The organism is Pseudarthrobacter sp. BIM B-2242 (genome assembly GCF_014764445.1).
GTDB classification, from domain to species: domain Bacteria; phylum Actinomycetota; class Actinomycetes; order Actinomycetales; family Micrococcaceae; genus Arthrobacter; species Arthrobacter luteus_A.
In genome coordinates this window covers 3,119,783-3,145,240 of sequence record NZ_CP061721.1, presented here as the reverse complement: position 1 = coordinate 3,145,240, position 25,458 = coordinate 3,119,783, and the positions used below count along the sequence as shown (strand labels likewise).

The 25,458-nt window shown below is 65.0% G+C and carries 20 protein-coding genes; 16 read left to right on the top strand and 4 right to left on the bottom strand.

Features of this window, described 5'->3' with window-relative positions; genetic code table 11:
* Window positions 1-100: 100 nt before the first annotated feature.
* The 5 genes from IDT60_RS14475 to IDT60_RS14455 are packed head-to-tail and all read left to right on the top strand — an operon-like array spanning window position 101 to window position 7,343.
* Window positions 101-631 (top strand): hypothetical protein, encoded by a 531-nt coding sequence (locus IDT60_RS14475; RefSeq protein ID WP_191079552.1) that lies wholly within the window; start codon window positions 101-103, stop codon window positions 629-631.
* The gene (locus IDT60_RS14470; protein ID WP_191079551.1) at window positions 628-1,971 is read left to right on the top strand and encodes a glycosyltransferase; all 1,344 of its coding nucleotides are present in this window, start codon (window positions 628-630) and stop codon (window positions 1,969-1,971) included. Before IDT60_RS14475 ends, IDT60_RS14470 begins: the two co-directional genes overlap by 4 nt.
* Entirely contained in the window at window positions 1,961-3,766 is a 1,806-nt protein-coding gene (locus IDT60_RS14465; RefSeq protein ID WP_191079550.1) for a polysaccharide deacetylase family protein, read from the top strand. The genes IDT60_RS14470 and IDT60_RS14465 overlap by 11 nt, the downstream gene beginning before the upstream one ends.
* 59 nt (window positions 3,767-3,825) lie before the next feature.
* Complete coding sequence (locus IDT60_RS14460) at window positions 3,826-5,613, top strand: polysaccharide deacetylase family protein (protein ID WP_191079549.1); 1,788 nt, start codon at window positions 3,826-3,828, stop codon at window positions 5,611-5,613.
* Window positions 5,614-5,654: 41 nt separating this feature from the next.
* On the top strand, window positions 5,655-7,343 hold the full coding sequence (locus tag IDT60_RS14455; protein ID WP_191079548.1) for an endo-1,4-beta-xylanase: 1,689 nt from the start codon (window positions 5,655-5,657) through the stop codon (window positions 7,341-7,343).
* Window positions 7,344-7,381: 38 nt separating this feature from the next.
* On the opposite strand, the gene rarD is transcribed toward IDT60_RS14455, so the two are convergent.
* The gene (rarD, locus tag IDT60_RS14450; protein WP_191081960.1) at window positions 7,382-8,401 is read right to left on the bottom strand and encodes an EamA family transporter RarD; all 1,020 of its coding nucleotides are present in this window, start codon (window positions 8,399-8,401) and stop codon (window positions 7,382-7,384) included.
* 83 nt (window positions 8,402-8,484) lie between these two features.
* On the opposite strand from rarD, the gene IDT60_RS14445 reads away from it, so the two are divergent.
* On the top strand, window positions 8,485-9,483 hold the full coding sequence (locus IDT60_RS14445) for a DNA topoisomerase IB (protein WP_191079547.1): 999 nt from the start codon (window positions 8,485-8,487) through the stop codon (window positions 9,481-9,483).
* A gap of 126 nt (window positions 9,484-9,609) precedes the next feature.
* A complete protein-coding gene (locus IDT60_RS14440) occupies window positions 9,610-11,055 on the top strand; it encodes an FAD-dependent oxidoreductase (RefSeq protein ID WP_191079546.1) in 1,446 nt (481 codons plus the stop codon).
* Between the two features lie 5 nt (window positions 11,056-11,060).
* Here IDT60_RS14440 and IDT60_RS14435 read toward each other — a convergent pair whose 3' ends face one another.
* Both IDT60_RS14435 and IDT60_RS14430 read right to left on the bottom strand, forming a co-directional pair.
* Window positions 11,061-12,548: a mannitol dehydrogenase family protein gene (locus IDT60_RS14435; protein ID WP_191079545.1), complete on the bottom strand. Its 1,488-nt coding sequence runs from the start codon at window positions 12,546-12,548 to the stop codon at window positions 11,061-11,063.
* Between the two features lie 38 nt (window positions 12,549-12,586).
* Entirely contained in the window at window positions 12,587-13,951 is a 1,365-nt protein-coding gene (locus tag IDT60_RS14430) for an MFS transporter (protein ID WP_191079544.1), read from the bottom strand.
* 135 nt (window positions 13,952-14,086) lie between these two features.
* Here IDT60_RS14430 and IDT60_RS14425 point away from each other — a divergent pair, with 135 nt between their 5' ends.
* From IDT60_RS14425 to IDT60_RS14390, 8 genes are all read left to right on the top strand, one after another.
* Entirely contained in the window at window positions 14,087-14,908 is an 822-nt protein-coding gene (locus IDT60_RS14425; RefSeq protein ID WP_191079543.1) for a DeoR/GlpR family DNA-binding transcription regulator, read from the top strand.
* A gap of 49 nt (window positions 14,909-14,957) precedes the next feature.
* Window positions 14,958-16,352 (top strand): xylulokinase, encoded by a 1,395-nt coding sequence (gene xylB, locus IDT60_RS14420; protein ID WP_191079542.1) that lies wholly within the window; start codon window positions 14,958-14,960, stop codon window positions 16,350-16,352.
* A 25-nt stretch (window positions 16,353-16,377) separates the two neighbouring features.
* Window positions 16,378-17,784: a helix-turn-helix domain-containing protein gene (locus IDT60_RS14415; RefSeq protein WP_191079541.1), complete on the top strand. Its 1,407-nt coding sequence runs from the start codon at window positions 16,378-16,380 to the stop codon at window positions 17,782-17,784.
* Window positions 17,785-17,983: 199 nt separating this feature from the next.
* A complete protein-coding gene (locus tag IDT60_RS14410) occupies window positions 17,984-19,510 on the top strand; it encodes an aldehyde dehydrogenase family protein (RefSeq protein ID WP_164205705.1) in 1,527 nt (508 codons plus the stop codon).
* A 130-nt stretch (window positions 19,511-19,640) separates the two neighbouring features.
* Window positions 19,641-20,663, top strand: a complete 1,023-nt coding sequence (gene adhP / locus IDT60_RS14405; RefSeq protein WP_191079540.1) for an alcohol dehydrogenase AdhP — start codon at window positions 19,641-19,643, stop codon at window positions 20,661-20,663.
* Window positions 20,663-21,070, top strand: coding sequence for a DUF779 domain-containing protein (locus IDT60_RS14400; protein WP_164205707.1), 408 nt, complete (start codon window positions 20,663-20,665; stop codon window positions 21,068-21,070). The genes adhP and IDT60_RS14400 overlap by 1 nt, the downstream gene beginning before the upstream one ends.
* A gap of 175 nt (window positions 21,071-21,245) precedes the next feature.
* Window positions 21,246-22,793 carry an amino acid permease gene (locus IDT60_RS14395; protein ID WP_164206834.1) on the top strand — a complete coding sequence of 516 codons (1,548 nt, stop codon included), beginning with the start codon at window positions 21,246-21,248 and terminating at the stop codon, window positions 22,791-22,793.
* A gap of 124 nt (window positions 22,794-22,917) precedes the next feature.
* Entirely contained in the window at window positions 22,918-23,541 is a 624-nt protein-coding gene (locus tag IDT60_RS14390; RefSeq protein ID WP_191079539.1) for a TetR/AcrR family transcriptional regulator, read from the top strand.
* Between the two features lie 6 nt (window positions 23,542-23,547).
* Here IDT60_RS14390 and IDT60_RS14385 read toward each other — a convergent pair whose 3' ends face one another.
* The gene (locus IDT60_RS14385) at window positions 23,548-24,183 is read right to left on the bottom strand and encodes a DUF2461 domain-containing protein (RefSeq protein WP_191079538.1); all 636 of its coding nucleotides are present in this window, start codon (window positions 24,181-24,183) and stop codon (window positions 23,548-23,550) included.
* A 276-nt stretch (window positions 24,184-24,459) separates the two neighbouring features.
* Between IDT60_RS14385 and IDT60_RS14380 the strand changes: the two genes are divergently transcribed.
* Window positions 24,460-25,449 (top strand): ABC transporter substrate-binding protein, encoded by a 990-nt coding sequence (locus tag IDT60_RS14380; RefSeq protein WP_191079537.1) that lies wholly within the window; start codon window positions 24,460-24,462, stop codon window positions 25,447-25,449.
* The last annotated feature ends 9 nt before the right edge of the window (window positions 25,450-25,458 follow it).

Below are 25,458 nucleotides of genomic sequence, written 5' to 3'. Positions count from 1 at the left end.
GCACATCTGCTCCGGCGCCAACCTTCGTGGACAAACCATGCCGGCCCGGTCACGGGCGCGCCACAACTGACAACACCTATGCAGAAGAGAGGGGCCTCCGATGACGCACATCATGAGCTCTGTGCCTGCCCAGGCGACCTTCGGTCGGGACAGTGCGCTCTTCGAAGGCCTGGTCGATTTTGTAGCTCAGCTCAGCGTCGCTTTATGGGCGCTCGTGATCCTCACCGTGGTGGTGCGCTTCGTCGGCATTTGGATGTATCGGCGCGGTGCCGACCGCAAGGCACGCGTCGTGGCCTTGACCCCGATTGCCGCTGTCGTGCCGACCGTCGTGCCAGTCAACACGCTAAACACACTCACTACGGTCAACGCGGCTACCAAGGACACGGTTCCGGCCGCCATGGCCTTGAAGGAGACAGTGCACGCCACCATCGCCGGAAAGGATGCCGTCCACACGCTAAGGACTGACGTCGTCACGCCCGCCACGTTCGACCAGCTCCGGCAGCCGGACGAGGCACCGGCTGTCGCCGCCACGTCCGTGCAGGTGTCCCGGCGCTCGCTTCGCCACTGGCGCAGCGAGCGCCGGACCGCCACGCACGTGCCTGCGCTCGCCGCCAACTCTACTGAGGGATGAGTATGGATATCCCGCTGGTGGTCTTCTGGCTGTTCGCCGGTGTCAGCATCCTTTACGTCGTACACTTCGGCCTGTACCTGGTGGGTGCCAACTTCTATGACATCTGGCAGCAGCGCCGGAAAGGGATGAGCGGGGTCCGGCTACCGGCCGAGTACCAGGCGGAGTGCGCGGCGACGGCGACATGGACCCGCCGTGCCCGCCCCGAGGTGCCCGGGCTGGTCTCTGTTGCCATCGCAGCACACAATGAGGAGACCGTAATCGTTCGGACCCTCGACTCCCTCCGGCGCAGCACATACCGTTCTTTTGAGGTCCTCGTTGCGGACGACGCCTCCACCGACCTGACGGGCCGGCTGGTCCGCGACTACCAGGTGCGGCACCCCGATATGGATCTGCGCATCGTGCGAATGCACAAGAACGTTGGGAAAGGCGCCGCGCTCAACGAGGCGCTTCGCAGGCACGCACGCGGCCAATTCGTCATGACGATGGACGCCGACTCCATCCTCGAGCCGACCGCCATTGCCAACGCGCTGACCTACTTTGACGATCCGCATGTGGCTGGCGTCGCTGCCAACGTGCAGATCTTAGAAGAGACGACGGGCCTGGGCATCCTGCAGCGGTTCGAGCACATGATCGGATACCGCTCGAAAAAGCTCTACTCGCTGCTTAATTGCGAATTTGTGGTGGGTGGAGTGGCCTCTACCTATCGGATGCGCGTGCTGCGCAAGGTGGGCTTCTACGATACGGACACCCTGACGGAGGACATCGGCCTGAGCACAAAAATCACCAGTCTGGGCAACCGCCGGTTCCGCATGATCTACGGCGCTGACGTGGTCGCCAAGACCGAGGGCGTCCTCACCTTCCGAGCCTTGGCAAAGCAGCGCTATCGGTGGAAGTTCGGAAGCCTGCAGAACCTGATCAAGTATCGCGGAATGGTGATGAACCCGAGTCGCCGGTACACCGGCACGCTGACCTACTATCGGATGCCGATGGCCGTGCTCAGCGAGTTCACGCTGCTCGTCTCGCCGCTTGCCTGGACCTATGCTGCCTACTGGTCGGTGGTCACACAGACGCCCGCCCTGGTCCTCGGAGCGTACGCCACCATCACCGCATACACTTTGCTGACTATCTGGATGGATGAGAACCTGTCGGTGAGCGAACGCGCCCGCCTGTCCGTGTACGCCCCGACCGCCTACTTCCTGTTTTACGTTATGGACCTGGTGCAGTTGTCGGCAGCGTTCCGCTGTATCGCACGCTCCAAGGGTCTCTTCAAGCGTTCCGAGCACACCACATGGAAGTCGCCACAGCGCGCAGGCAGCCTGGTGGTAGCCCGTGCAGCATAAACGACACCGCCTTCGCCGTTTCCTGCTGAACCCGTTCGTAGCCATTACCGTAGTGGTCATCCTTGCCACGTCAGGATGGCTCCTGTACACCGGTGGGACCAACAGCATGGCCCGAGCGCGGGCCGGCGCGAATTTGCTCCCCCCGCTCGATCCGACCACGGCCGGCGCCTCGATGGCCTCCGCGCCGTCGGCGCCCGCGGGCCTTGTAGGGGGATGGAAGGTGAACAACAATGGGGACGCCCAGACCTCGCTGGAGCTGGTCAACGGACAGATGAACGACGACGCGCTGAAGCTCGATATCACCCGCTACGCCTCGGGCGACATCACACTGACGAGCCCGCGGGTGGATGTGCAGCCCGGGAAGACCTACCTTTTCAAAGCATTCACCACCAGCGACACGGACTTCACGCTGCTCGCCCGCAAGCACTACGCCGATGGCAGCACCTCCCTGGAGCAGCTGCGGAATCCCCTCGAACGGCCGGGTAATGCCGCCTTCACGGTGAGCGACGCGTTCGACAGCGGAGAAACGACCACCGCGGTGGAGTACGTCTTCCGGCTCGCGACAACGGGCGTTATCACTGTCGAGGGCGCTTACCTCGAAGCTGCGGAGGACGTCCGGCTGCGGACCGCTTCGGCCGTGGGTACCAACCTCATCCCCAACTCCGGGCTCGCCGCCCCGCAGCCGGGCGTACCCTACTCATGGTCCCCGTATACCTCCGGGGCATTGAACGTGGCGTCCGGGCGCACCGAGGACGAGGACGGAAGCTTCCTCTGGACCCGGATCGCGAACTATCGGAACGGCGAGGCCAAGTGGCAGTACCCGCCGGTCCCGGTCGCCGTCGACCGCTATCTCGAGTTCGGCGCGACATACAGGTCCGAGCGGGAGGTGGACGTCGTGGCCGAGTTTGAGCTCGTGAACGGCGGGCGCTCGTTCCTTAACCTGGAGACCGTCCCGCCGGCAGGGGAGTGGACAACCATCAGGGAACCGTTCCAGGTGCCGGTCGGGGCAAAGTCGGTGATGGTCACCCTGGTTTCGCACGGTGACGGCACCACCGGAGTCCGTGACTATTCACTCACGGATATCACCAAGCCAGGTCCTCTCCGCTGGTCCAAGCCCATGGTGTCGATCTCGTTCGACGACGGCTGGCAGTCTGTCTACGACCGTGCCCTGCCGTTGCTGGACGGGCACAACTTCCCGTCCACCCAGTACGTCAATCCCAGTTCCATCGAGACGCAGAACTTTATGACGGCCGCCCAGGTGCAGCAGATGACCGAGGCAGGGCATGAATTCGGCTCCCACAGCTACAACCACGTCGATCTCACCTCAATCAGTGCCGACCGGCTGCACGATGAGATGCGGCAGAGCGACGAAGCCCTTGCCGCCGCCGGCCTCGGCACCAATAACCTGGCACCCCCCTACGGACGGTCCGACCCCCAGGTTGACTGGTACGCGAGCAAGTACTTCGACATTGTTCGCGGGACAGAGGATGGCATCAACACCCGGCAGAACCTGGAGCCGCACGATCTGAAAGTCTTCTACGTGACCGACGAGACCACCCCGGAGATCCTGGCCGAGGCGCTCGCCGAGACATCCCGGATGAACGGCTGGCTCATCCTCGTTTACCACCAGATCGCGGCCCCCGACTCGACCGGCACCCAGCAAAACGGCACCATCGCGGCGGACCGGAGCACCATCACCAGTGACGCCCTCGCAGCCCAACTGACGCTCATCCACCAAAGCGGTATCGAGGTGCAGACGGTCGCTCAGGCCTATCAGCAATTGCAGGGCCCGTGACCACCAATCGGCGGCGTAACCCGGTGCCGTCAGCCACACAAAAGGAACGGATGGAACTCATGACCATAACCAGATCCAGCTTGGCGCGGGGGCACGCCAGGCTCGTGACCATTGGGGTGGCTGTGGCAGCCATGGCCGCCGCGCTGCTGACGCCAGGGGTGGCGAACGCAGCCGTGGACAACCCGGCGCCCGGACCGCTGGTGTCCTTCACCTTCGATGACGGGGCCCTCAGTTCACTGACGCAGGCCGCGCCGACGCTCCAGAAGCACGGGCTAACGGGCACGAACTACGTCACCACCAACTGCGTCGGCATGACCACCGTGCCCAATACCTGCCGGGCTGACACGGATGTGCCTTACATGACGTGGGACCAGATCGTGCAGCTGCAGAACACCTACGGGTGGGAAATCGGCTCACACACCGTCTCCCACCAGTGCCTTGTGAGCGTCGGCGACGACTGCCAGGCCACCAAGCTGACGGCCGCCCAGGTCAACGCCGAACTGGCAAACAGCAAGTCCGCCCTCGCAGCGCGCGGCATCAACGCGACGGCGTTCGCCCCGCCGTACGGCGACTATGACATGCCGGTGATTGCCCAGGTGGCCAAGTACTACAGCTCGATGCGCGGCTTCGCCGACACGGGCAACAACATCTGGCCGCTCGGCGACTACCTGCTACGCAACGTCCCGGTCCAGGAGGTGACCACGCCGGTGGCCACGCTGAAGGCGAAGGTTGACGAGGCGATTGCGAACAAGAACTGGGTGGTGTTCACCTTCCACGACATCCGGCCGAATCCCAGCCGGAACCCGGACGACTACCAGTACGGCACCGCCGAGCTCGACGAGCTGGCTGCGTATGTGAAGACCAAGGTGGCGGCCGGCCAGATCAAGAACGTCAACGTCAGCAAGGGCCTCGTGACGGGTTCGCCGAACAAGATGCCGAACCCCACGTTCAACAACGGACTCGGGGACGGCTGGCGGACCGACGCCCCGGCGACCATCACTGCCGATACTGGCAACAACGGCAGCTTCCCGGACTCCGCGAGGTCAGTGAAGCTCGTCTCCGGCACAGGGCAGGGCCACCTGTTTTCGCCGCGGGTCCCGGTCACCCCGGGGACCAACTACCTGTACAAGACGTTCCTCAACGTCGCAGCCATTACCAGCGGCGAGGTGGCCTTCTACGTCGACGAGTACAACGCCGCCGGGACCTGGATCTCGGGCCAGTACCGCAAGCGGGAGAACACGCGGTGGGTGGAAGCGCTCAACTTCACCTATACGCCGAGTTCGACCAACGTGGCCACCGCAAGCCTGCAGGTCATTGTGGCCGGCACAGGAATCACCGCCTACCTCGACAACGTGCAGATGATGGCGCTGAGCGCGGAGACCCAGCAGCCGCCGGCCTCGAACCTCGTGGCCAACGGCACCTTCGACGCCGGCATCAGCGGCGGCTGGAGGAGCGACGCCGGGACGGCCATCGTGGCCGACGGCGCCAACAACGGCGCGCCGGCAAACCCGGTGAACTCCGTGAAGATGCAGTCCACCGCGGCCAACATCCACCTGTTCTCACCGCAGGTGAACGTCACCCCGGGCAGCTACAAGATCGCCGCCTACCTCAGCATCAGGAACCGCACCGCCGGTGAGCTGGGCTGGTACATCGACGAGTACGATGCCAACGGCAACTGGATCTCCGGGCAGTGGAAGCTCGCGAGCACCACGGTGGGCGCCAGCAACGTCGACCTGACCTATTCACCGAGCACCACCAACGTCGCGAGGGCCAGTCTGCAGGTGTATGTGACCGGCAATTCGGGCGTGCTGGCCTATGTGGACGACGTCCGCTGGACCAGGTCCTAAGTCGAGGACGAGAATGCAGGATGGGAGAAAAAGGAGGCAGGATGGCCAAGCGCCCGCGCGTGCTCATGGTGTTGGCGTCCTGCCTCCTTCTCACCATCGCAGGCTGTACCGGCGATCCGAACCCGGAGCCCGACGTGATCGTTGACCTGCTCCAGCAGGACTGGCAGCACACGCCGGGCGTGGCGGCCGGCGGCGGCACGCTGCAGGTCGCCGCCACAACACGGAGCATCGTTGAGCAGAACGGCGGGGGAGGCCAGCCAAACCCGCCGCTGAACCTGGCAGGCACGCACCTGGTAGCCGGGGGGGACTTCTCCCTCAGTGTTTCCTTCACCGATGTGACAGCCGACGCGACCTGGACCGTCTACGACAGCCCGCCGGTGATCGCCGACGAGTTCAGGATCGAGCCGGCCGGACTGCGGCTGACCCTCCGCAGCGACGATCTGGGGATTGCGGTCTTTGACGGCTCGGTCCAAAAAGACGTGACCAACCCCCGGCCCGCGCATGAGGAACACGTAAAGGTCGCCGATCCGGAGGCGGAGCTCTCGGTGCGGCGGTCCGGTAAAACACTCGAGGTCGACAGCGGCGGGGACACCGTGCTGTCGCTGCCCCTGGGCGGCGTATTCGACTCAGGGAAGCTCTGGCTGGGCCTGTCGAGCGACGACGGTTCGTTCCAGGTCAGATCACTCACCGCCACCGCCCCGAAGGGCACCTCGCTGACCACGGCCGGCCCCGCGGTGGCTGCGGCCGAACAGGCAGCGGACGGACTGCAGGCACTGGCTGCAAGGATCCGGCCGGATTTCAAAATCGGTGCGGCAGTGGCCCTCGGTCCGCTGGCATCAGACGCGGACTACGCGCGGGAGCTCGTCGGCAACTTCGGCGCCCTCACGCCGGAGAACGCGATGAAGCCGCAGTTCCTTTCGCCGCAGCAGGGCGTCTACACGTTTGAAGAAGCCGATGCGATCCTCGCGATCGCCGAAAGCAAGGGCATCGCGGTACACGGTCACACGATCGCCTTCACGGAGGCGATGCCGCGCTGGATGCAGGAGCTCCCCAGCGGCTCCGAGCAGGAACGCCGTGCCAGCGCTGAGGCCCTGCTGGACTTCGTCAAAACCGTGGTGACGCACTTCAAGGGAAGGCTTGACTCCCTTGATGTCGTCAACGAACCGCTCGACATCTATCAGGGAACCAGCCTCCAAGAGAACATCTGGTACCGCGTCTTCGGGCCCTCCTACCCGGCGGTTGTCTCCCGTGCCGTCTTCGACGCGGACCCGGACGTCAAGCAGTTCATCAACGAGAACGGGGCCGACGTCCCGGGGCCACGGCAGGATGCCCTGCTGAAGCTCGCCGTCGACACTAACGCGTTGGGCGGGCACATCTATGGCGTGGGCCTCCAGGCCCACGTCTACGACCTTGAGACCGACTCCATCTCCGCCGAGGACCTCAGCCAAACCCTCGACAGCATCGGGGCGGCGGGGCTGCATGCCCGTATCTCGGAGAACGACGTCTCCGACGACGAGGGGAGGGACGTTCAGGCGAAGCAGTACGCCACGGTGCTGGCCACCTGCCTGGGCTCGCGCACCTGCGTCTCCTACACAACGTGGGGCGTGGACGGCCGCTACGACTGGTGGATCGACGACGACGGCGGGCTGCAGCAGGGCCACGACTTCCTGTTCGAGGACGGCAAGCCGACGCCCGCGTACGAGGCGATAAAGCGCGAGCTGGGCGGCTGACTCTGCCGGCTGACCCGGCGACCGGCCGGGGCGGCCCGCTAAGGCCGGGCAGCCGCCTGGCCGGTGCGCCGTTTCGCTACGGACTTCTTTCGTGTCGCACGAAGCATATCCACCGTGAGGACCAGCAGCGCCAGCCACACCACCCCGAACCCGATCCAGCGGTCCGGGGTCATGACTTCGCGGAACACCACCAGCGCCACGATGAACTGCAGCACCGGGGCCACATACTGGAGCAGCCCGATGGTGGTCAACGGCAACCGCCTCGCTGACGCGCCGAAGAACAGCAGCGGCACCGCGGTGAGGACACCCGACGCCGCCAGGAGCCAGAAATGCCCCGGGCCCTGGCTGGTCAGGGTGGCCGAGCCGCTTATGCCCAGGAACACCATCGTGGCCCCGGCTACAGGAGCCAGCACCATGGTCTCGACGCTGAGGCTGGTCACGGCATCCACCTTGGGGCCAACACGCTTCTTCACGAAGCCGTACAGCCCGAAGCTGAAGGCCAGTGTCAGGGCGATCCACGGCAGTTTGCCGTAGCTCACCGTGAGGACGCCCACCGCCACAAAACCGATCCCGACGGCGGCCCACTGCAGGGCGCGCAGCTTCTCCTTGAGGACAATCACGCCGAGGAGCACCGAGACAAGGGGGTTGATGAAGTATCCCAGCGAGGCCTCGACGGCCTGGCCGGTGGTCACGCCGTACGTATAGGTCAGCCAGTTCACGGCGATGAGGGCGCTGGCAATGGTCAGGGCCCCGAAGACCGCGCGGTTCCGGAAGGCATTCGCCAGCGCTCCCCAGGACCGGGTGACGGTGATCAGCAGGACGCAGAACAGCAGTGACCAGACCACACGGTTGGCCACGATCTCCACGGCTCCGGCGGGCAGCAGCGCGAAGAAGTACAACGGGAGCAGCCCCCACAGCCCGTACGCGCCGAAACCGAACAGGATTCCCGCCGTCGTTTCTTTGTCCACAGCCTTCAGGCCCGCGGCGCCGGAACGGCCCGCTGGAGCAGTGGCTTGGGTGGCGGACGTCGAACCGTGGGGAGTAGGCACGCCTTCCATAACATCATGCTCCCGGCGGGTATTCCGCCAAATCATCAGTAGGCTTGCCTTTATGGAACGGACGAACCGGAAGGGTGGCCGCCGTGAGGCTCCGCCGCAGTAACGCCAACGGCCGGGGCTATCGGCGCGTGGCCGCGGGGACGGGCTTCAGCTACCGCGACCTGGACGGCTCCACGCTGCCCCCGGGACCTATCCGGGACAGGCTCGAAAGCATCGGGATCCCGCCGGCCTGGACGGACGTGTGGATTGCCCCGTTCGAGAACGGGCACATCCAGGCCACAGGCCTGGATGCGGTGGGGCGCCGGCAGTACATCTACCATCCGGAGTGGCGCGAGCGGAAAGACCGGGTGAAGTTCGACCGCGCCCTGCAGTTGGCGGAATCGCTGCCTACGGCCCGGCGGCTGGTCACCCTGGACCTGCGCAGCGACGGCGTCGGCCGCGAACGTGTCCTGGCAGCGGCCTTCAGGATGCTGGACAGCGGATCGTTGCGGGTGGGGTCCGAGCGGTACACAAACGAGAATGGCAGCCGCGGCCTTGCCACGCTCCTGTGTGCACACGTCCAGGTGCGCAAGGATTGCCTGGAGCTGAGGTTTCCCGCCAAGAGCGGCAAGGACTGGGAATCGGAGATCCACGACGCCGACCTCGCCGCCCTGGTGCGTACCCTCAAGCGGCGCGGGGGTAACGCCCGGCTGCTGGCGTACAAGAACGGCCGGGCCTGGCATCCGGTCACCGCCGCCGACATCAACGGCTACGTCAAGGAACGCACGGGATCGGACTTTACGGCCAAGGACTTCCGGACCCTGCACGGGACCGTGGCGGCAGCCGTGAGCCTGGCGCGCACCGGACCGCAGAACAAAGTCGGGGCGCGTAAGAGTGCCATCAGTGAAGCCATGGCGCAGGCAGCGGCGGTCCTGGGGAACACGCCTTCGATCGCCCGCAAGAGCTATGTTGATCCGCGCCTGCTGGACCATTTTGCTGCCGGCGCCACCATCGATCCCCGCCGGGTGCATGCCGCCGAGTCCGAGCTCCGCGCGCTGCTATACCAGGAAGGCGACGTTGTTCCGCTGCAAAAGAGTGGCTGACCGCCGCCTTCAGCCGCGCACACTTCGAACCCGCGCACATTTAGAATAGGGACACTGTGCGCAAACCGCACTGTGCGCTGTACGAAGCGCCTTCGGCGCGAAATCCTCCTTCCAGAAGGGCTCCCGGTGTCCAACACAGGCGAAACCACCTCCAAACGTCCACTCCGCGTTGCCATTGTGGGCGCAGGACCGGCAGGGGTTTATGCGGCGGACATCCTGACCAAGTCCAACGGAGTCAAGGACGGCGACTTCGAGGTCAGCATTGACCTGTTCGAGGCCTACCCCGCGCCCTACGGCCTGATCCGGTACGGCGTGGCGCCTGACCACCCGCGCATCAAGGGCATCGTCAATGCGCTGCACAAGGTCCTGGACCGCGGCGACATCCGCTTCCTGGGTAACGTCACCTATGGCCGTGACCTGACCCTGCATGACTTCCGCGCCTTCTATGACGCTGTCATCTTCTCAACCGGTGCCATCAAGGACGCGGACCTGCCCATCCCGGGCATCGACCTCCCCGGCTCCTTCGGCGGGGCGGACTTTGTCTCCTGGTACGACGGCCACCCGGATGTCCCGCGGGAGTGGCCGCTGGACGCCAAAGAGATTGCCGTGATCGGCAACGGCAACGTAGCGCTGGACGTCGCCCGGATGCTCGTGAAGCACCCCGAAGAACTCCTGTCCACGGAGATCCCGGACAACGTCTACCGCGGCCTGAAAAACTCCCCGGTGACTGATGTCCATGTGTTTGGCCGCCGCGGTCCCGCCCAGGTGAAGTTCACGCCGCTGGAACTGCGCGAACTGAGCCACATGAAGGACGTGGACATTGTGCTGTACCCGGAAGACTTCGAATTCGACGAAGCCTCCGATGACGCCATCCGGAGCAACAACCAGATCAAAACCATGGTGAACACCCTCACCAACTGGCTTGTGGAAGAGCACGCGGAAGCGGACGAACCGTCCTCCCGCCGCCTGCACCTGCACTTCCTGCACAGCCCGGTCGAGATATTCGGGAGCGAGGGCACCGACGGCGGGTCCGGTCACGTCGCCGGCATCAAGTTCGAGCGCATGGAGCTGGACGGCACCGGCAACGTTAAAGGCACCGGCGAGTTTGTGGACTACCCGGTCCAGGCCGTGTACCGCGCCATCGGCTACCACGGCTCGCCCCTGGACGAACTGGAATACGACGCCAAACGCGGCGTGGTCCCCAACGAGGGCGGCCGGGTCCTGGACGCTGAAGGCAACCCGGTGCCGGGGATCTACGCCACCGGCTGGATCAAGCGCGGTCCCGTCGGCCTGATCGGGCACACCAAGGGCGACGCGCTGGAAACCATCGGTTTCCTGCTCGAGGACAGGCTATCGTTGCCCCCGGCCCAGAACCCGGACCCGCAGGCCATCATCGACCTCCTCCAGGACCGGGGCATCGAGTTCACCACGTGGGAGGGCTGGATCAAGCTCGACGCGCACGAAGCAGCCCTCGGTGCGGAATGGGTCGGTGACGACGGGACCGCGGCCGTCGTGCGTGAACGCATCAAAGTAGTCCCGCGCGAGGAAATGATCAATATTTCCCGCGCCTGATAGCGCTACGCAGCAGAGACTGGAGTGCCCACCAGTCTCTCCAAAGTGGCGATGGCGCCCCTGCTGTGCAGTGAGGCGAGCGTGTCCCGGTAGGCGCTGCGGAAGCGTTCATCATCCACCACGTCGCCGAACAGTTCGCGGTTGGCGATGAAGGCGTCCAGGTCCTCCCGGTTGCGCTGCGCCACTGCCGTCAGCTGTTCGGCCAGACGGTCGACGACGGCGATCGGCTCGCCGCTTTCGTCCACGCCTTCGGCGTACCGCGCCCAGCTGGCAACGATCGCGGCGGACAGTTCCACCGGCCGGCCCGCGGCCAGGTTTTCGCGGACCACGGGCATCAGCCACTTGGGGATGCGGTCCGAACTCTCGGCACACAGCCGGGCTACAGTGTCCGCCACGTATTCGTTGCTGAAGCGTTCGATCAGTTTGCGTTTGTAGGCCTGCAGATCGACGCCGGGAAGCGGGGACAGCGTGGGGGTGGCCTCCTGGTCCATGTAGCGCAGCAGGAATTCGGCGAACAGCGGGTTCCGGACAACATCGTGCACCGCGCGGTACCCGGCCAGGTAGCCGAAGTAGCACAGGCCCTGGTGGCTGGCGTTGAGCAGCCGCAGTTTCATCAGCTCGTACGGAACGACGTCGTCCACGAGCTGGACGCCGGCTTCTTCGAAAGCCGGGCGGCCCGCGGCGAACTTGTCCTCCAGCACCCACTGGACGAAGTCCTCGCTGACCACCGGCCAGGCGTCATCGATGCCATACTCCGTGGTGACATCGGCCCTGTCGGCATCGGTGGTAACCGGCGTGATCCTGTCCACCATCGAGTTCGGGAACGGCACGTTGGCCTCAAGCCAGGCACCAAGCTCCGGGTCCATGGCCGTGGCAAACGCGGTGAACATCCGTTCCGCCACTTCGCCGTTGCCTTGGATGTTGTCGCAGCTCATCACTGTGAACGGGGCGATCCCGCGTTCGCGGCGCAGCTTGAGGCCGGCGCAGACCAGGCCGAAGGTGGTCTGCGGCCGCTCCGGGTTGGCAAGATCGGCCTGCACCTGCGGGTTGCCAATGTCGAATTCGCCCGTCACGGGGTGGACGTTGTAGCCGCCTTCGGTGACGGTGAGGGAGACGATCCGGATGGCGGGATCGGCCAGCCGTTCTACGGCGGCCTGCGGATCATCCGGGGCGAAGACGTAGTCGATGATCGAACCGATGATCCGGACGTCGCGGCTGCCGTCCGGGTTCTTGACCACCAGGGTGTACAGCCCGTCGCTGGCTTTGAGGGCATCGCGCATCCTGGTGTCCGAAGGCATGACGCCCATGCCGCAGATTCCCCAGTCCAGGGCCTTGCCCTGGTTCATGAGCCGGTCCAGGTACATCGCCTGGTGGGCGCGGTGGAAACCGCCGACCCCAAAATGAATGATGCCGGCGGTGACGGCGGAGCGGTCGTACGACGGCGTTGCGACCGTTTCGCGGACGTCGGCCAGGCTGCTGTTGCTGAGTTCCATGGTGCTCTCCTCTGAGGGGTTGAAGGAATTGGCGCGGGTCAGGTGGTGGTGGCGGCCACGGGGGCGGGTGCGGCCGGGGCGTCCGCGGCCGGAGCGGGGACGCCGTGGAAGCCGGGCTGGGTTCCGCGCAGGGCGGCGGCGAAGAGACCTGCGACGAGGTAGAGGGCGGCGAAGAGATACACCATTCCTGCTGCCCCCAGTGTCCCGTAAAGGAGTGCCACGAGCAGCGGTCCGGCGAATACGGCGGCGCCGATGCCCAGGTTGTAGGAGCTCATGGCGGCGCCCGGGTGTTTGGGGGCCAGGGACACGGCAATGGCTGAGAGCGGAACAAAACCGGCCAGGCCGATGCCGAAGACGGCGCCGATCAGCAGGGTGAGCGGGTAGGCGGCCGCCCAGCCCTGGCTGACTGCGTAGTCCGGCACGACATAGAGGCCCAGCATGGACACGGCGCAGACGAGTGCGCCGCACCAGGTCACGGTCCGGCTCCAGCCCAGGCGGTCGCCGAGCCATCCGAAGAACAGGTTGCAGGGGATGTTCACCGCGTAGATCACTGTGGTCAGGATCAGGAACTGCCCCACGGACCACTGGAAACGGTCCACGAACAGCGCCGGAAAAAAGATGGCCATGCCGTACGTGGGAATCGAGTTGATCATGCGCGTCAGCATCACCAGCAGGGCCCTTCGATCAGTCACCAGCAGCTTCAGGCCAAACGTCAGGGTGGACCAGACCTGATCGGAATTTTCCACCAGCGGGGCGCGGCCCGTCTTTTCCTTGACTCCGATGAGCGCCACGGCAGCGCCGGCCACCACCAGGATCAGCGAGATCCACAGGGTCTGGTAGTAGGAGAGGCCAAAGAGGTCCAGGGATACGCTGGCCGTGGCGGCGCCGAGCGTGGGCAGGCCGGCACTGAATGCGACATAGAACCAGCCGATGGACATGGCCAGCCTTTTGGCATTGGCCGTGGCGCTGATCCAGACAAGGAAGCCGTAGGCGAAGAAGGGGTAGCCAAATCCGCGGAGCCCGTAGCTGACGAAAATCAGGACCGTGTTGGAGCTGGCGGCCAGGGCAACGGCGAGGAACAGGACCTCGAACACGATCCAGATCACGGCCCCGATGATCATGACTTTCCGCGGACCCCAGAGGTCGGACAGGGCCGCTGAGAAGAATGCTGCGATGGCGACAGCAATCCCGTAGACAGTGACCAGCGAACCTGCCAGGGGGATCGAGAACCCGTGGGCATCGGTGAGGTAGGGCGCCAGGATGTTGGTCTCGACGCCGTCGCCGATCATAAACAGCGTCAGACCGACGAATCCCCAGATCAGCGGCCGGGGAAGCCCCAGCCGGTCGAAGAACGAGTCGGGGCGTGTGTTTGCGGCCTCCCGGGCCAGTGCATCAGGGCTCATGTCGCTTCCTTGCGTCGCTGTGAATCCGTGTGGTCAATCTAACATCAATTTCACAAACATAACATGTTTGATGTTAGAAATGAGAAATAACCCCGATGTTTGATTCACTTCGGGTTTGGATCTACCATCTGGAATGTGACTACCGAACAACGAGGTGTGGAATCCAGCGCCGGAACAGCCGTCCAGGGCCTGCCGCCCGACGCTCGCCGCCACGCCTTGGCCCGGTTCGTGGAGGAGCGCACCACTGCCAAGCTGGAAGCGATGGCCGAGACCTTCGGCGTCAGCATCATGACCATCCATCGCGACCTGGACCAGCTGACCAAGGATGGACGGCTGGAACGCATCCGTGGCGGTGCCCGGGCAATTCCGCGCCGGTTCGCTGAACGCGATGTCAGGCTTCGGCGTCATATGAACTCGGCCCAGAAGGACCTCCTGGCCCGCACCGCCGCCGGGCTCATCCCCGCCGGCGCCATCGTATGCCTCGATGACTCCACCACCGTCGGGGCCATGGGCCGGTACATCGCGGACCGTCAGCCGTCCACGGTGTTCACGCACTCGCTGGGCCTCATGGGTGCGGTCGCCCAGCACCCGGCCATCGCGCTGGTGGGCCTGGGTGGCCAGTACTACTCCGAGACGGACAGTTTCCTCGGCACCGTGGTGGTGGACCAGGTCAGGCGCATTGCCGCGGACGTGGTGTTCGTGTCCACCACGGCGTTGAAAAACGGGGCACTTTTCCACCCTGACGCGGAGGCTGCCCTGACCAAGAAGGCCATCATCGAAGTGGCCGAACGCAAGGTCCTGCTGGCCGACACCAGCAAGTTCGAATCCAACGGCCTCTACCATGTGGTTGACCTGGAGGTTTTTGACGACATCGTGGTCGAGGCGGACCTGCCCGCCCCGCACCGGGCCCGGCTGGAGCGGCTGGGCCTGACAATTCACACCGCGCCCGCACCGTGAGGCACGGCACCCGCCGGACCGAGCGTCCCCTCATTCTTCAGGAGCTTTCGTGAGTCCCCAGTACGTCCTTGGCATCGATTCGTCCACCCAGTCCTGCAAAGCCGCCCTGGTGGACGCCGAGACCGGTGAAGTCCATACCCTGCGCCGCGCCGCCCACCCGGACGGCACGCAGGTGGACCCCGAAGCGTGGGTAGCGGCCCTGGCCGACTCCGCCGGCGAACTGCTCCCGCAGGCCGGCGCCGTGTCTGTGGCCGGCCAGCAGCATGGCATGGTGGCGCTCGATTCCGGCCGCCGGGTGGTCCGGCCCGCCATCCTCTGGAACGATACCGCCGCCGCACCGCAGGCCCGCCAGCTGATCGACGAGCTCGGCGGACCGCAGGCCTGCGCAGACGCCGTTGGCAGCGTCATGGTGGCCTCGCTGACCGCGTCCAAACTCCGCTGGCTCCGGGACGTCGAGCCCGACAGCGCAGCACGGACAGAGCACGTGCTGCTGCCACATGACTACCTGACCTGGCAGCTGGGCGGCAGCGAGCAGATGACCACCGACCACGGCGACGCATCAGGCACGGGCTACTATTCGACGTCGGCACGTGAGTTCATGCCGGAACTCGCCGGGCTGGCACTGGGCCACGCCGTCGGCCTGCCCCGGGTAGCGGGCCCGAACGAAGTGGTCGGCACCACCCGCGACGGCAAGGCCATTGCCGCCGGCACCGGCGACAACATGGCAGCAGCCCTCGGCCTGGGACTTGGTCCCGGTGATGTGTGCGTGTCCATCGGCACGTCCGGCGTGGCGTCCGCCGTCGTTGATGCCAGTGTGCATGACGGCAGCGGGCTGGTCTCGGGATTCGTCGACGCCACCGGCCGGAACCTGCCGCTGGCCTGCACCCTGAACGGCGCCCGCGTGCTGGAGTTCGGGGCACGCCTTCTGGGCGTGGACCATGCCGAATTCGCCAGGCTGGCCCTGTCCGCCCGGCCCGGCGCGGGCGGTGCCGTGATGCTGCCCTACCTGGACGGGGAGCGGACGCCCAACCGGCCGGAGGCTAGCGGCACCATGCATGGACTGACCTCTGCAACGAACCGGGAAGACCTGGCACGGGCCGTCATCGAGGGCCTGCTGTGTTCGCTGCAGGACGCGGTTAAGGCCCTCGAAAGTGCCACCGGGGTGCCCACCCGGCGCATCATGCTGATCGGCGGCGGATCACAGTCGGAAGCGCTGCGCCGTATCGCGCCCCAGGTCTTCGGTGTGGCTGTAAACGTCCCGGCGCCGGGGGAGTATGTGGCGCTGGGCGCAGCCCGCCAGGCTGCCTGGGCACTCAGTGGCGCCGACCAGCCGCCGGCATGGCCGGGAGCCGAGTCCGTCGTTTTTGAAGACACCCCGCAGCCCCAGGTGTACGAGCGCTATGCCGAGCTCCGTGACCGGACGGAAAGCTGGGCAAGCCACTAGACTGTGCAGCACCGAGGGGAGTTCGATGAGGAACCTGATCGTGCCGCCGATGTCCGGCGGTGAAGCAACTGCTGTGGCCCAGCGGCATGCCCTGGCAGCCCACGAGGACCTCGACGCGCGGACTTTTCCGGACGCCTCCGCCTTTCCGGACGCACCGGAAATCCCCGGCCTGCGCAGGCTGATCCGGGAATCGTGGCAGCGCTCCGCCAATTTGCAGGCCAACCCGGACAACCCTGAGGCGCCCCTTGCCCTGGACACTGACGAGCTTGAGGAATACCGTCGGCAGCACCCCCTGGCCAGCATCATGCCCGTGATCCAGAAGCTGCTGGTCCTGCCCAGTCACGACAGCGGCCTGCTTGTGGCTGTGGGGGACGAGGTTGGCAGGTTGCTGTGGGTGGAAGGCGATCCGGCCCTGCAACGCCGCGCCGAAGGCATGATGTTCGTCCCTGGTGCCGACTGGTCAGAAGCCACCGTTGGCACCAGCGCACCGGGCACGGCCCTGGCTTTGGGACGCGGCATCCAGATTTCCGGGGCGGAGCACTACCAGCGGTCCCTGCACGCCTGGAGCTGCACCGCCGTCCCGTTCCATGATCCCGATTCCGGCGCGCTGCTGGGCGTTGTGGACATCACGGGCAAGGCCACAGCGGTGGCGCCCCACACGCTGTCGCTCGTGGAGGCGACCGTCGCTGCGGCGCAGGCGCAGCTCCGGGTTGAGCGGCTGCAGCTGGCCGCGACCCTTGCCAGCCGGCCCTCCCGACGGCGGAACTCCGGTTCGGCGGCGAGGCAGGATTCGGCGCGGGCCGGGGGAGCGGGCGGCGGCAAGGAAGGCAGCCTGTACCGCAACAGCCTGCAGCTTCTGGGCCGCGACCAGGCTGTGCTCAGCATCGAAGGCAAGACCGTTGTGCTGTCCGCCCGGCACAGCGAAATTCTGGCCCTGCTGAGCACCCACCCGGATGGTCTGACGGCAGAGGAACTCAGTGACCAGCTGTACCCCGGCGGCGGTTCCGCCATGACGCTGCGCCCGGAAATGGTACGGCTCCGGAAAGTGCTCCAGCAGCTCAACCCGGCCGCAGTCCCCGAATCCCGGCCCTACAAAATCAGCATGGACCTGGTCCCGGACAGCGGCCAGGTGCTGAACTGCCTGCAGCGGGGCGCCCACCGGATCGCCTTGGAAATCTACCGCGGCGCCGTGTTGCCGCGCTCCGAAGCGCCCGGCATCGTCAGGCTCCGGGAACGTGTCTCCTCCCTGATGCGCGAAGCGGTGCTGACTGACGGCAGTGCCGAGACGCTGCTCAAGTACGCGGCCCTTCCGGAGGCGAGGGACGACGTCGACGTCCGGACTGCCGCGCTCAAGCTGCTGCCGCCGCGCTCACCCAAGCGGGCCGCCGTCGTCGCCGACCTTGAGCGGCTGGAAGCCGAACTCCGCGCGTAACCGCCCCGGGTGGTTGAGCCTGTCGAAACCGGATTTCGACGAGCTCAATCACCGAGCCGGTGGTTGAGCCTGTCGAAACCAATTCCGTGAGCTGGCTCACACGGTCGCAACCTGACTGCAACCCTCGCACTCCTACGCTGATTCCAACGGCGGCCGCCAGCATCAGGGCCCCGCCTCATGCACAGCAAAGGAGCTAGCAATGACTGTTTACTCACAGCCCGGTACCGAGGGTTCGAAGGTCACGTTCAAGGACCGCTACGAGAACTGGATCGGCGGCGAGTGGGTGGCCCCCGTCAAGGGCCAGTACTTCGAAAACATCACGCCCGTCACGGGCAAGGTCTTCTGCGAGGTGGCCCGCGGCACCGCCGAGGACATTGAGCTGGCGCTGGACGCCGCCCATAAGATCGCGCCGTCCTGGGGCAAGACCTCCGTGGCCGAGCGTGCGGCAATCCTGAACAAGATTGCCGACCGGATCGACGAGAACCTGGAGATGCTGGCCGTCGCCGAATCGTGGGACAACGGCAAGCCCGTCCGCGAAACCCTGAATGCGGACATGCCGCTCGCCGCGGACCACTTCCGCTACTTCGCCTCCGCCGTCCGTGCCCAGGAAGGCCGGCTGTCCCAGCTCGACGACGACACCACCGCCTACCACTACCACGAGCCGCTGGGCGTCGTGGGCCAGATCATTCCGTGGAACTTCCCCATCCTGATGGCCGTCTGGAAGCTCGCCCCGGCGCTGGCCGCAGGCAACGCCGTGGTCCTCAAGCCGGCCGAGCAGACGCCGGCCTCCATCCTGGTCCTGATGGAGCTCATCGGTGATCTTCTCCCGGCGGGCGTCCTGAACGTGGTCAACGGCTTCGGCGTCGAGGCAGGTAAGCCCCTTGCCTCCAGCCCGCGGATCCGCAAGATCGCCTTCACCGGCGAAACCACCACGGGCCGGCTGATCAGCCAGTACGCCAGCCAGAACCTGATCCCGGTCACCCTGGAACTGGGCGGCAAGAGCCCCAACATCTTCTTCAACGATGTCGCGGCGGACACCTCCGACGCGTTCTACGACAAGGCCCAGGAAGGCTTCGCCCTCTTCGCCTTCAACCAGGGCGAAGTCTGCACCTGCCCGTCACGTGCCCTGGTCCAGGAGGACATCTATGACTCCTTCATGGCCGACGCCATCGCCCGGGTGGGGAAGATGATCCAGGGCAACCCGCTGGACACCGACACCCAGGTGGGCGCCCAGGCATCCAACGACCAGCTCGAAAAGATCCTCTCCTACATCGACATCGGCAAGCAGGAGGGCGCCAAGGTGCTCATCGGTGGCGGCCGCGCGGAACTCCCCGGCGACCTGGCCGGCGGCTACTACGTCCAGCCCACGGTCTTCGAAGGCCATAACAAGATGCGGATCTTCCAGGAAGAGATCTTCGGCCCCGTGGTTTCGGTGACCAGGTTCAGCGACTACAACGACGCCATGGGCATCGCCAACGACACCCTGTACGGCCTCGGCGCCGGTGTCTGGTCACGCAACGGCAACGTCGCGTACCGCGCCGGCCGCGAAATCCAGGCAGGCCGGGTCTGGGTCAACAACTACCACGCCTACCCGGCGGGGGCCGCGTTCGGCGGCTACAAGTCCTCAGGCATCGGACGTGAAAACCACTCCATGATGCTGGACCACTACCAGCAGACCAAGAACCTGCTGGTCAGCTACAACGAAAACAAGCTCGGCTTCTTCTAGGCCCGGCGGGCAGGGGCGGCCCAGGGCCGCCCCTGCCCTTCATCACCGTTTCAACAACTCATCACCGCTTCAACAACTCATCACCGTTTCAACAACTCAGTACTGTTTCAACGACGCAAGGATTTCGCCAATGACGACGACAATGCAAGCAGCAGTAGTAACCGAATTCGGCAAGGACCTCCAGGTCAAGGAGATCGCCATCCCCACCCCGGGGCCGGGCCAGGCCCTGGTCAAGGTGCTCACCACCGGCGTCTGCCACACAGACCTGCATGCGGCAGAGGGTGACTGGCCCGTCAAGCCGTCCCCGCCGTTTGTCCCGGGCCACGAAGGCGTCGGTGAAGTGGTGGCCCTCGGTGAGGGCGTCACGGATCTTGCCGTCGGCGACCTGGTGGGCAACGCGTGGCTCTGGTCCGCGTGTGGCGACTGCCAGTATTGCCGCACCGGCTGGGAAACCCTGTGCGAAGCGCAGAAAAACGCGGGCTACAGCGTGGACGGTTCCTTCGGCGAGTACATGCTGGTGGACAGCCGTTACGCGGCCAGGATCCCGGCAGGCTCGGACCCGGTTGAGGTGGCACCGGTCCTCTGCGCCGGAGTTACGGTCTACAAAGGCCTCAAGATGACCGAAGCCAAGCCGGGCCAGTGGGTCACCATTTCGGGGATCGGCGGCCTCGGGCACATCGCCGTCCAGTACGCGGTGGCCATGGGACTGCGCGTTGCCGCCGTGGACATCGCGGACGACAAGCTCGCCCTGGCAAAGTCCCACGGCGCCGAACTGACCGTCAATGCCCTGCACGAAGATCCAGCGGAAGTCATCCAGCGCGAAACAGGAGGTTGCCATGGTGTCCTGGTCACCGCAGTGCACCCGTCAGCCTTCGGGCAGGCGATCGGGATGGCCCGCCGTGGCGGGACGATTGTGTTCAATGGCCTGCCGCCGGGCGACTTTCCGGCACCCATCTTCGAGATTGTGCTCAAGGGCCTGACCGTCCGCGGTTCAATCGTGGGTACCCGGCAGGATCTGGAGGAGGCACTGGACTTCTACGCCCAGGGCAAGATCCATCCCACCGTCTCGGTCCGGGGGCTGGGGGAAGTCAACGCCGTCCTCGACGAAATGAAGCACGCGAAGATCGACGGCCGTGTGGTGCTGAGGTTCTGATGCCCCACACCAGGCTCGACGCCGCGGTGACGCTGCCCGGGGAGGATTTCTCCCGGGTGGCGCTCACCGCCGAGGCCATGGAACTGCTCAGGATGCTGTGGCTCCAGCACGGTCCGCTGATGTTCCACCAGTCCGGCGGCTGCTGCGACGGCTCCTCGCCCATGTGCTACCCGGCCGGGGAGTTCATCACCGGGGATGCGGATGTTCTCCTGGGGCTGTTCGACATCGCCGACGGCCTGCAGCCGCAGCCCCTGGAGTTCTGGATGTCGAAGGAGCAATTCAACTACTGGAGCCATACGCACCTGACCGTGGATGTGGTCCAGGGCCGGGGGAGCGGCTTTTCGGTGGAAGCCCCCGAAGGCAAACGCTTCCTGATCCGGTCCGCCCTGATGGACTGGCCGGTTTAGCCGGTTCGGTGCTTTGACCTTGGGGTCCTCCAAAATGGAGGGCCCCAAGGTGTTTCCCACAATAATCTTCGGCATTAGGGGTGTCTCACCATACGGGACAATTACGACCGTCCAGTGGATGGACGGTAAAGTTGATAAGTCTGTTTCCAACACAATCAGGATTGTGGAACTCCTTATGAACCTTCTCCGGACCAAATCCATTGAGCAGTCCATCGCTGACGCCGATGAACCCGGACGCAAGCTCAAGCGTTCACTCAGCACCTGGGACCTGATGATCATGGGTGTCGCCGTCGCCGTCGGCGCCGGTATCTTCTCAGTCGGCGCCAAGGCCGCTGCCAACTTCGCCGGCCCGGCGGTGACGGTCTCGTTCCTGATCGCCGCCGTGACCTGCGCCCTGGCGATCATGTGCTACGCCGAGTTTGCCACCGCCATTCCGGTCGCCGGGTCAGCCTATGTCTTTACCTACGCCACCATGGGCGAACTGCTCGCGTGGATCATCGGCTGGAACCTGATCCTGGAACTGTTCACCGCGGCGGCAGTAATCGCCAAGTACTGGGGCATCTACCTCAGTAACGTCTTCGCACTGATGGGGGCCGACGTTCCGCCGGCGTTGTCCATCGGCGGCGTCGACCTCTACTGGGGTGCCTTCCTGATCGTTGCCATCTTCACCGTCCTGCTGGTGCTTGGCACCAAGCTTTCGGCCCGGGTGGGTAACGTGTTCACGCTGATCAAGATCGGCGTTGTCCTGTTTGTGATCGTGGTGGGCTTCACCTACGTCAAATTCGAGAACTACACTCCGTTCGTGCCCGCCGCCGAGCCCACCTCAGGCGGTGCCGCCGATGTCCTGAAGCAGTCCTTCTTCGGCTTCCTCACCGGCGCGGCGCCGGCCCAGTACGGCACGCTCGGCGTTTTCGCCGGTGCCGCCCTCGTGTTCTTTGCCTTCATCGGGTTCGACGTTGTGGCCACCTCCGCGGAGGAAGTGAAAAACCCGCAGAAGACGCTGCCGCGCGGCATCTTCGGCGGCCTCGCCGTTGTGACCGTCCTTTATATCCTGGTGTCCCTCGCGCTGACCGGCATGGTGTCCTACACCGATCTCGCCGCAGCGGAGAACCCCACCCTCACCACCGCGTTCGAGGCTGTGGGAAACACCACCGCCGCCAAGGTCATCGCGTTCGGTTCCTTGATCGGCCTCACCACGGTCATCATGGTGCTGCTGATGGGACTTTCACGTGTGGTGCTGGCGATGAGCCGCGACGGTCTGCTGCCGCGGGCCCTGTCCAAGACCAGCGACAAGCGTTCGACGCCGGTCCGCCTCCAGATCATTTGCGGTGCTGCCGTGGCACTTGTGGCAGGCCTGACCAACGTGGATCTGCTTGAAGAAATGATCAACATCGGTACCCTGTCTGCATTCGTGATGGTCAGCCTGGGCATCCTGGTGCTGCGGAAGAAGCGGCCCGACCTGAAGCCGTCCTTCCAGGTTCCCTTCGGCAAGGTCCTGCCCATCGTGTCCGCAGTGCTGTGCCTGTACCTGATGACCAACCTGGCGGTGGAGACCTGGATCTTCTTCGCCGGCTGGCTGGTGATCGGCATCATCATCTACTTCGCCTACGGCCAGAAACACTCTCGCCTGAACGAGAAGTTCGCCGCGGCCAGGTCCGCCGTGGACGGCGGAAATTCCTCCGCCCGGGCCGACGCCGGGGACGGGACGCTCACCCGCCGGTAATCAGGACGGCTGCGCCGCAGAGATGAACGCGGCCCGCAACGGCCTGTAACAACACCAGAGGCATCCGCCCGCCGCCAGGCGGCCGGGTGCCTTTGGTGTTGGAACACGCTATATCGTTAGCTGCATGGCCCGCCCCGCAAAACCGGAGCGCAAAGCAGAGCTGCTAAGCGCGATCCTTGACTACCTAATGGACAAAACGCTGGCCGAACTGACGTTCCGCTCCCTCGCCGAAGGGCTGGGAATCAGCACTTACGTGCTGGTTTACCACTTCGGCAACCGCGAACAGCTGATCACCGAGGTCATCCGTTCCATCGAGTCCCGGCTCGACAGCATGCGCAGTACGGATGTTCGCGAGATCAGCACGGAGGCCTGGCGGTCCTATCTGCTTGAGTCCTGGCAATGGACCATGGCGCAACGGAACCGGCACCTTGCCCGGCTGGAGTTCGAAGCGACGGCACAGGACATTGTGGCCGCAGAACCGCGGGGGACGGCCCAGGAGCACTTCCGACTGCTGCACCACAAAACCCGTGACTGGCTAATGGTCCAGGGCGTTGCCGAGCAGTTTGCTGATACCGATGCACGGCTTTTCACATCGACCTTCTATGGGCTGCAGTTCGATTTTGTTGTGATGAACCAGCCGGAGGCGGCAACCCAGGCTTTTGAACTGATGCTGACGGTGTTTTTCAATAATCTCGAATACCGGCTGGCGGCCGCCGAACAAGAGCCTGGGCGCGAAGGCGTTCGGTAGACGGATTCAGGGCGCGGCGTGGCGGCCTACCCACTCCACCAGGGGCCGGAGCTGGTCCCACATTCCGGCGATCTTCCGGACGGCGTCCGGTGTCTCAACCCACTCCGGCCGGCCCAATTCGATGCCGCCCGAAAGTGACTTGTACTTGAGCAGCTCGCCCCGTGGATGGTCCCGGTCGTACCCGCGCGGCACGGTCTTGAGTTTCTCCCCCTCAACTGCAAAGCCCGCTGCGGTCACGCTGTCCACGATGTGCCGCAGCGACTCACCTGTACCGGAAGCATCCACGGAATTCCGGAACCGTGCCAGCTGGGCAGGGGTGTGGGAATGGTAGCCCCCGCCGACCAACAGCCCGTCAGCGCTGATCTGCAGGTAGTAGCCCACGCCCTCCTGGGCCGATGCGAAGGCACCCTGGGCCGTCTTGTACGGCGACTTGTCCTGCGAAAACCTGATATCCCTGTTGGGCCGGAAAATCCTGCCCGGCCCGAACCGCGGTTCCAGCTCGGCCAGCAGCGCCGTGACAGGGTCCCGGACCAGGGCGTTGTAGCTGTCCTTGTGCTCCAGCCACCACTCCCGGTTGTTGTTGTGCTCCAGCTCGGCATAGAACTCAAAAGCCCCCGCGGGGATCCCCTCGAATGTACTCATGCTGCGATCCTAGGTACCGGAGTTGACTCCAGCCAGAGACAATCGCGCGTATGTGGACAGCGCCGGGGAAGACGTACCGGAAAGCCCGGGATGCAGCCAAATGCGTACCCCTGTCCACCATGCGGTTGCATACGTATCATGAGGGTAACGATGGGCGGATCTGGTTGACGCTTCAACGTCCGGTGGCAGAAGCTTTCACTTGAACGTCTGTTCCGAATGCGGACAGCGTCGGCTTGGGAGTGCCGTTGCTCCCTTGCCCGTGCACAAAGGAGTGACATGGAACGTCGTACAGTTATCGCCGCCCTCGCCGCAGCAGCAGTCCTGGGCTTATCCGCATGCGGATCCGGTTCGCCGAGCGCCCCCGGAGGCGGCACGTCCACCGCCGGTGCCACCGGAAGCACGGACCTGACGAAGGTCAGCGTCGGCGTCATCCCGATCGTCGACTGCGCACCCATTTACCTGGGCGACAAACAGGGATTTTTCAAGGATGAGGGCCTGCAGCTGGATATCCAGACAGCCACCGGCGGCGCGGCAATCGTCCCGGGCGTCGTCAGTGGCAGCTTCGATTTCGCGTTTTCCAACCTGATTTCCGTCATGGTTGCCAAGGACAAGGGCCTTGACCTGAAGTTCGTCGCCAACGGCGCGTCCACCACCGGTGAAGAGGGCAAGGATATCGGCGGCGTGGTGGTGCCCGCCGGCTCCAGCATCGCCTCCGCCATAGACCTGGCCGGTAAAACTGTCTCGGTGAACAACCTCTCCAACATCGGTGATACCACCATCAAATCGGTCATCGAAAAAGACGGCGGCGACCCCAACAGCGTGAAGTTTGTAGAGGTGGCCTTCCCGGACGCCCCGGCGGCTCTGGCCAACAAGCAGGTGGATGCAGCGTGGATCCTGGAGCCCTTCCTCTCGAAGGCTGTGGACGAGGGCGGCACCATCGTCTCCTCGAACTTCGTGGAGATGAGCCCGGAACTGGACATCGCGGGCTACTTCACCAAAGCGGACACCATCACAGGCAAGGCTGAGCTCACCGAGAAGTTCACCCGTGCCATGAACAAGTCCCTTGAGTACGCCCAGGAACATCCCCAGGAGGTCCGCGACATCGTGGGCACTTACACCAAGATCGACGAGGCCACCCGCGCCAAGATGCTCCTGCCGCGCTACCGCGTCGAATTTAATCAGGACGCCTTCAAGACCCTCGGCGATGCCGCGGCAAAGTACGGCACGCTGACCAAGGCACCGAACGCCGGCGACCTCCTGCCGTGAGTACAGACG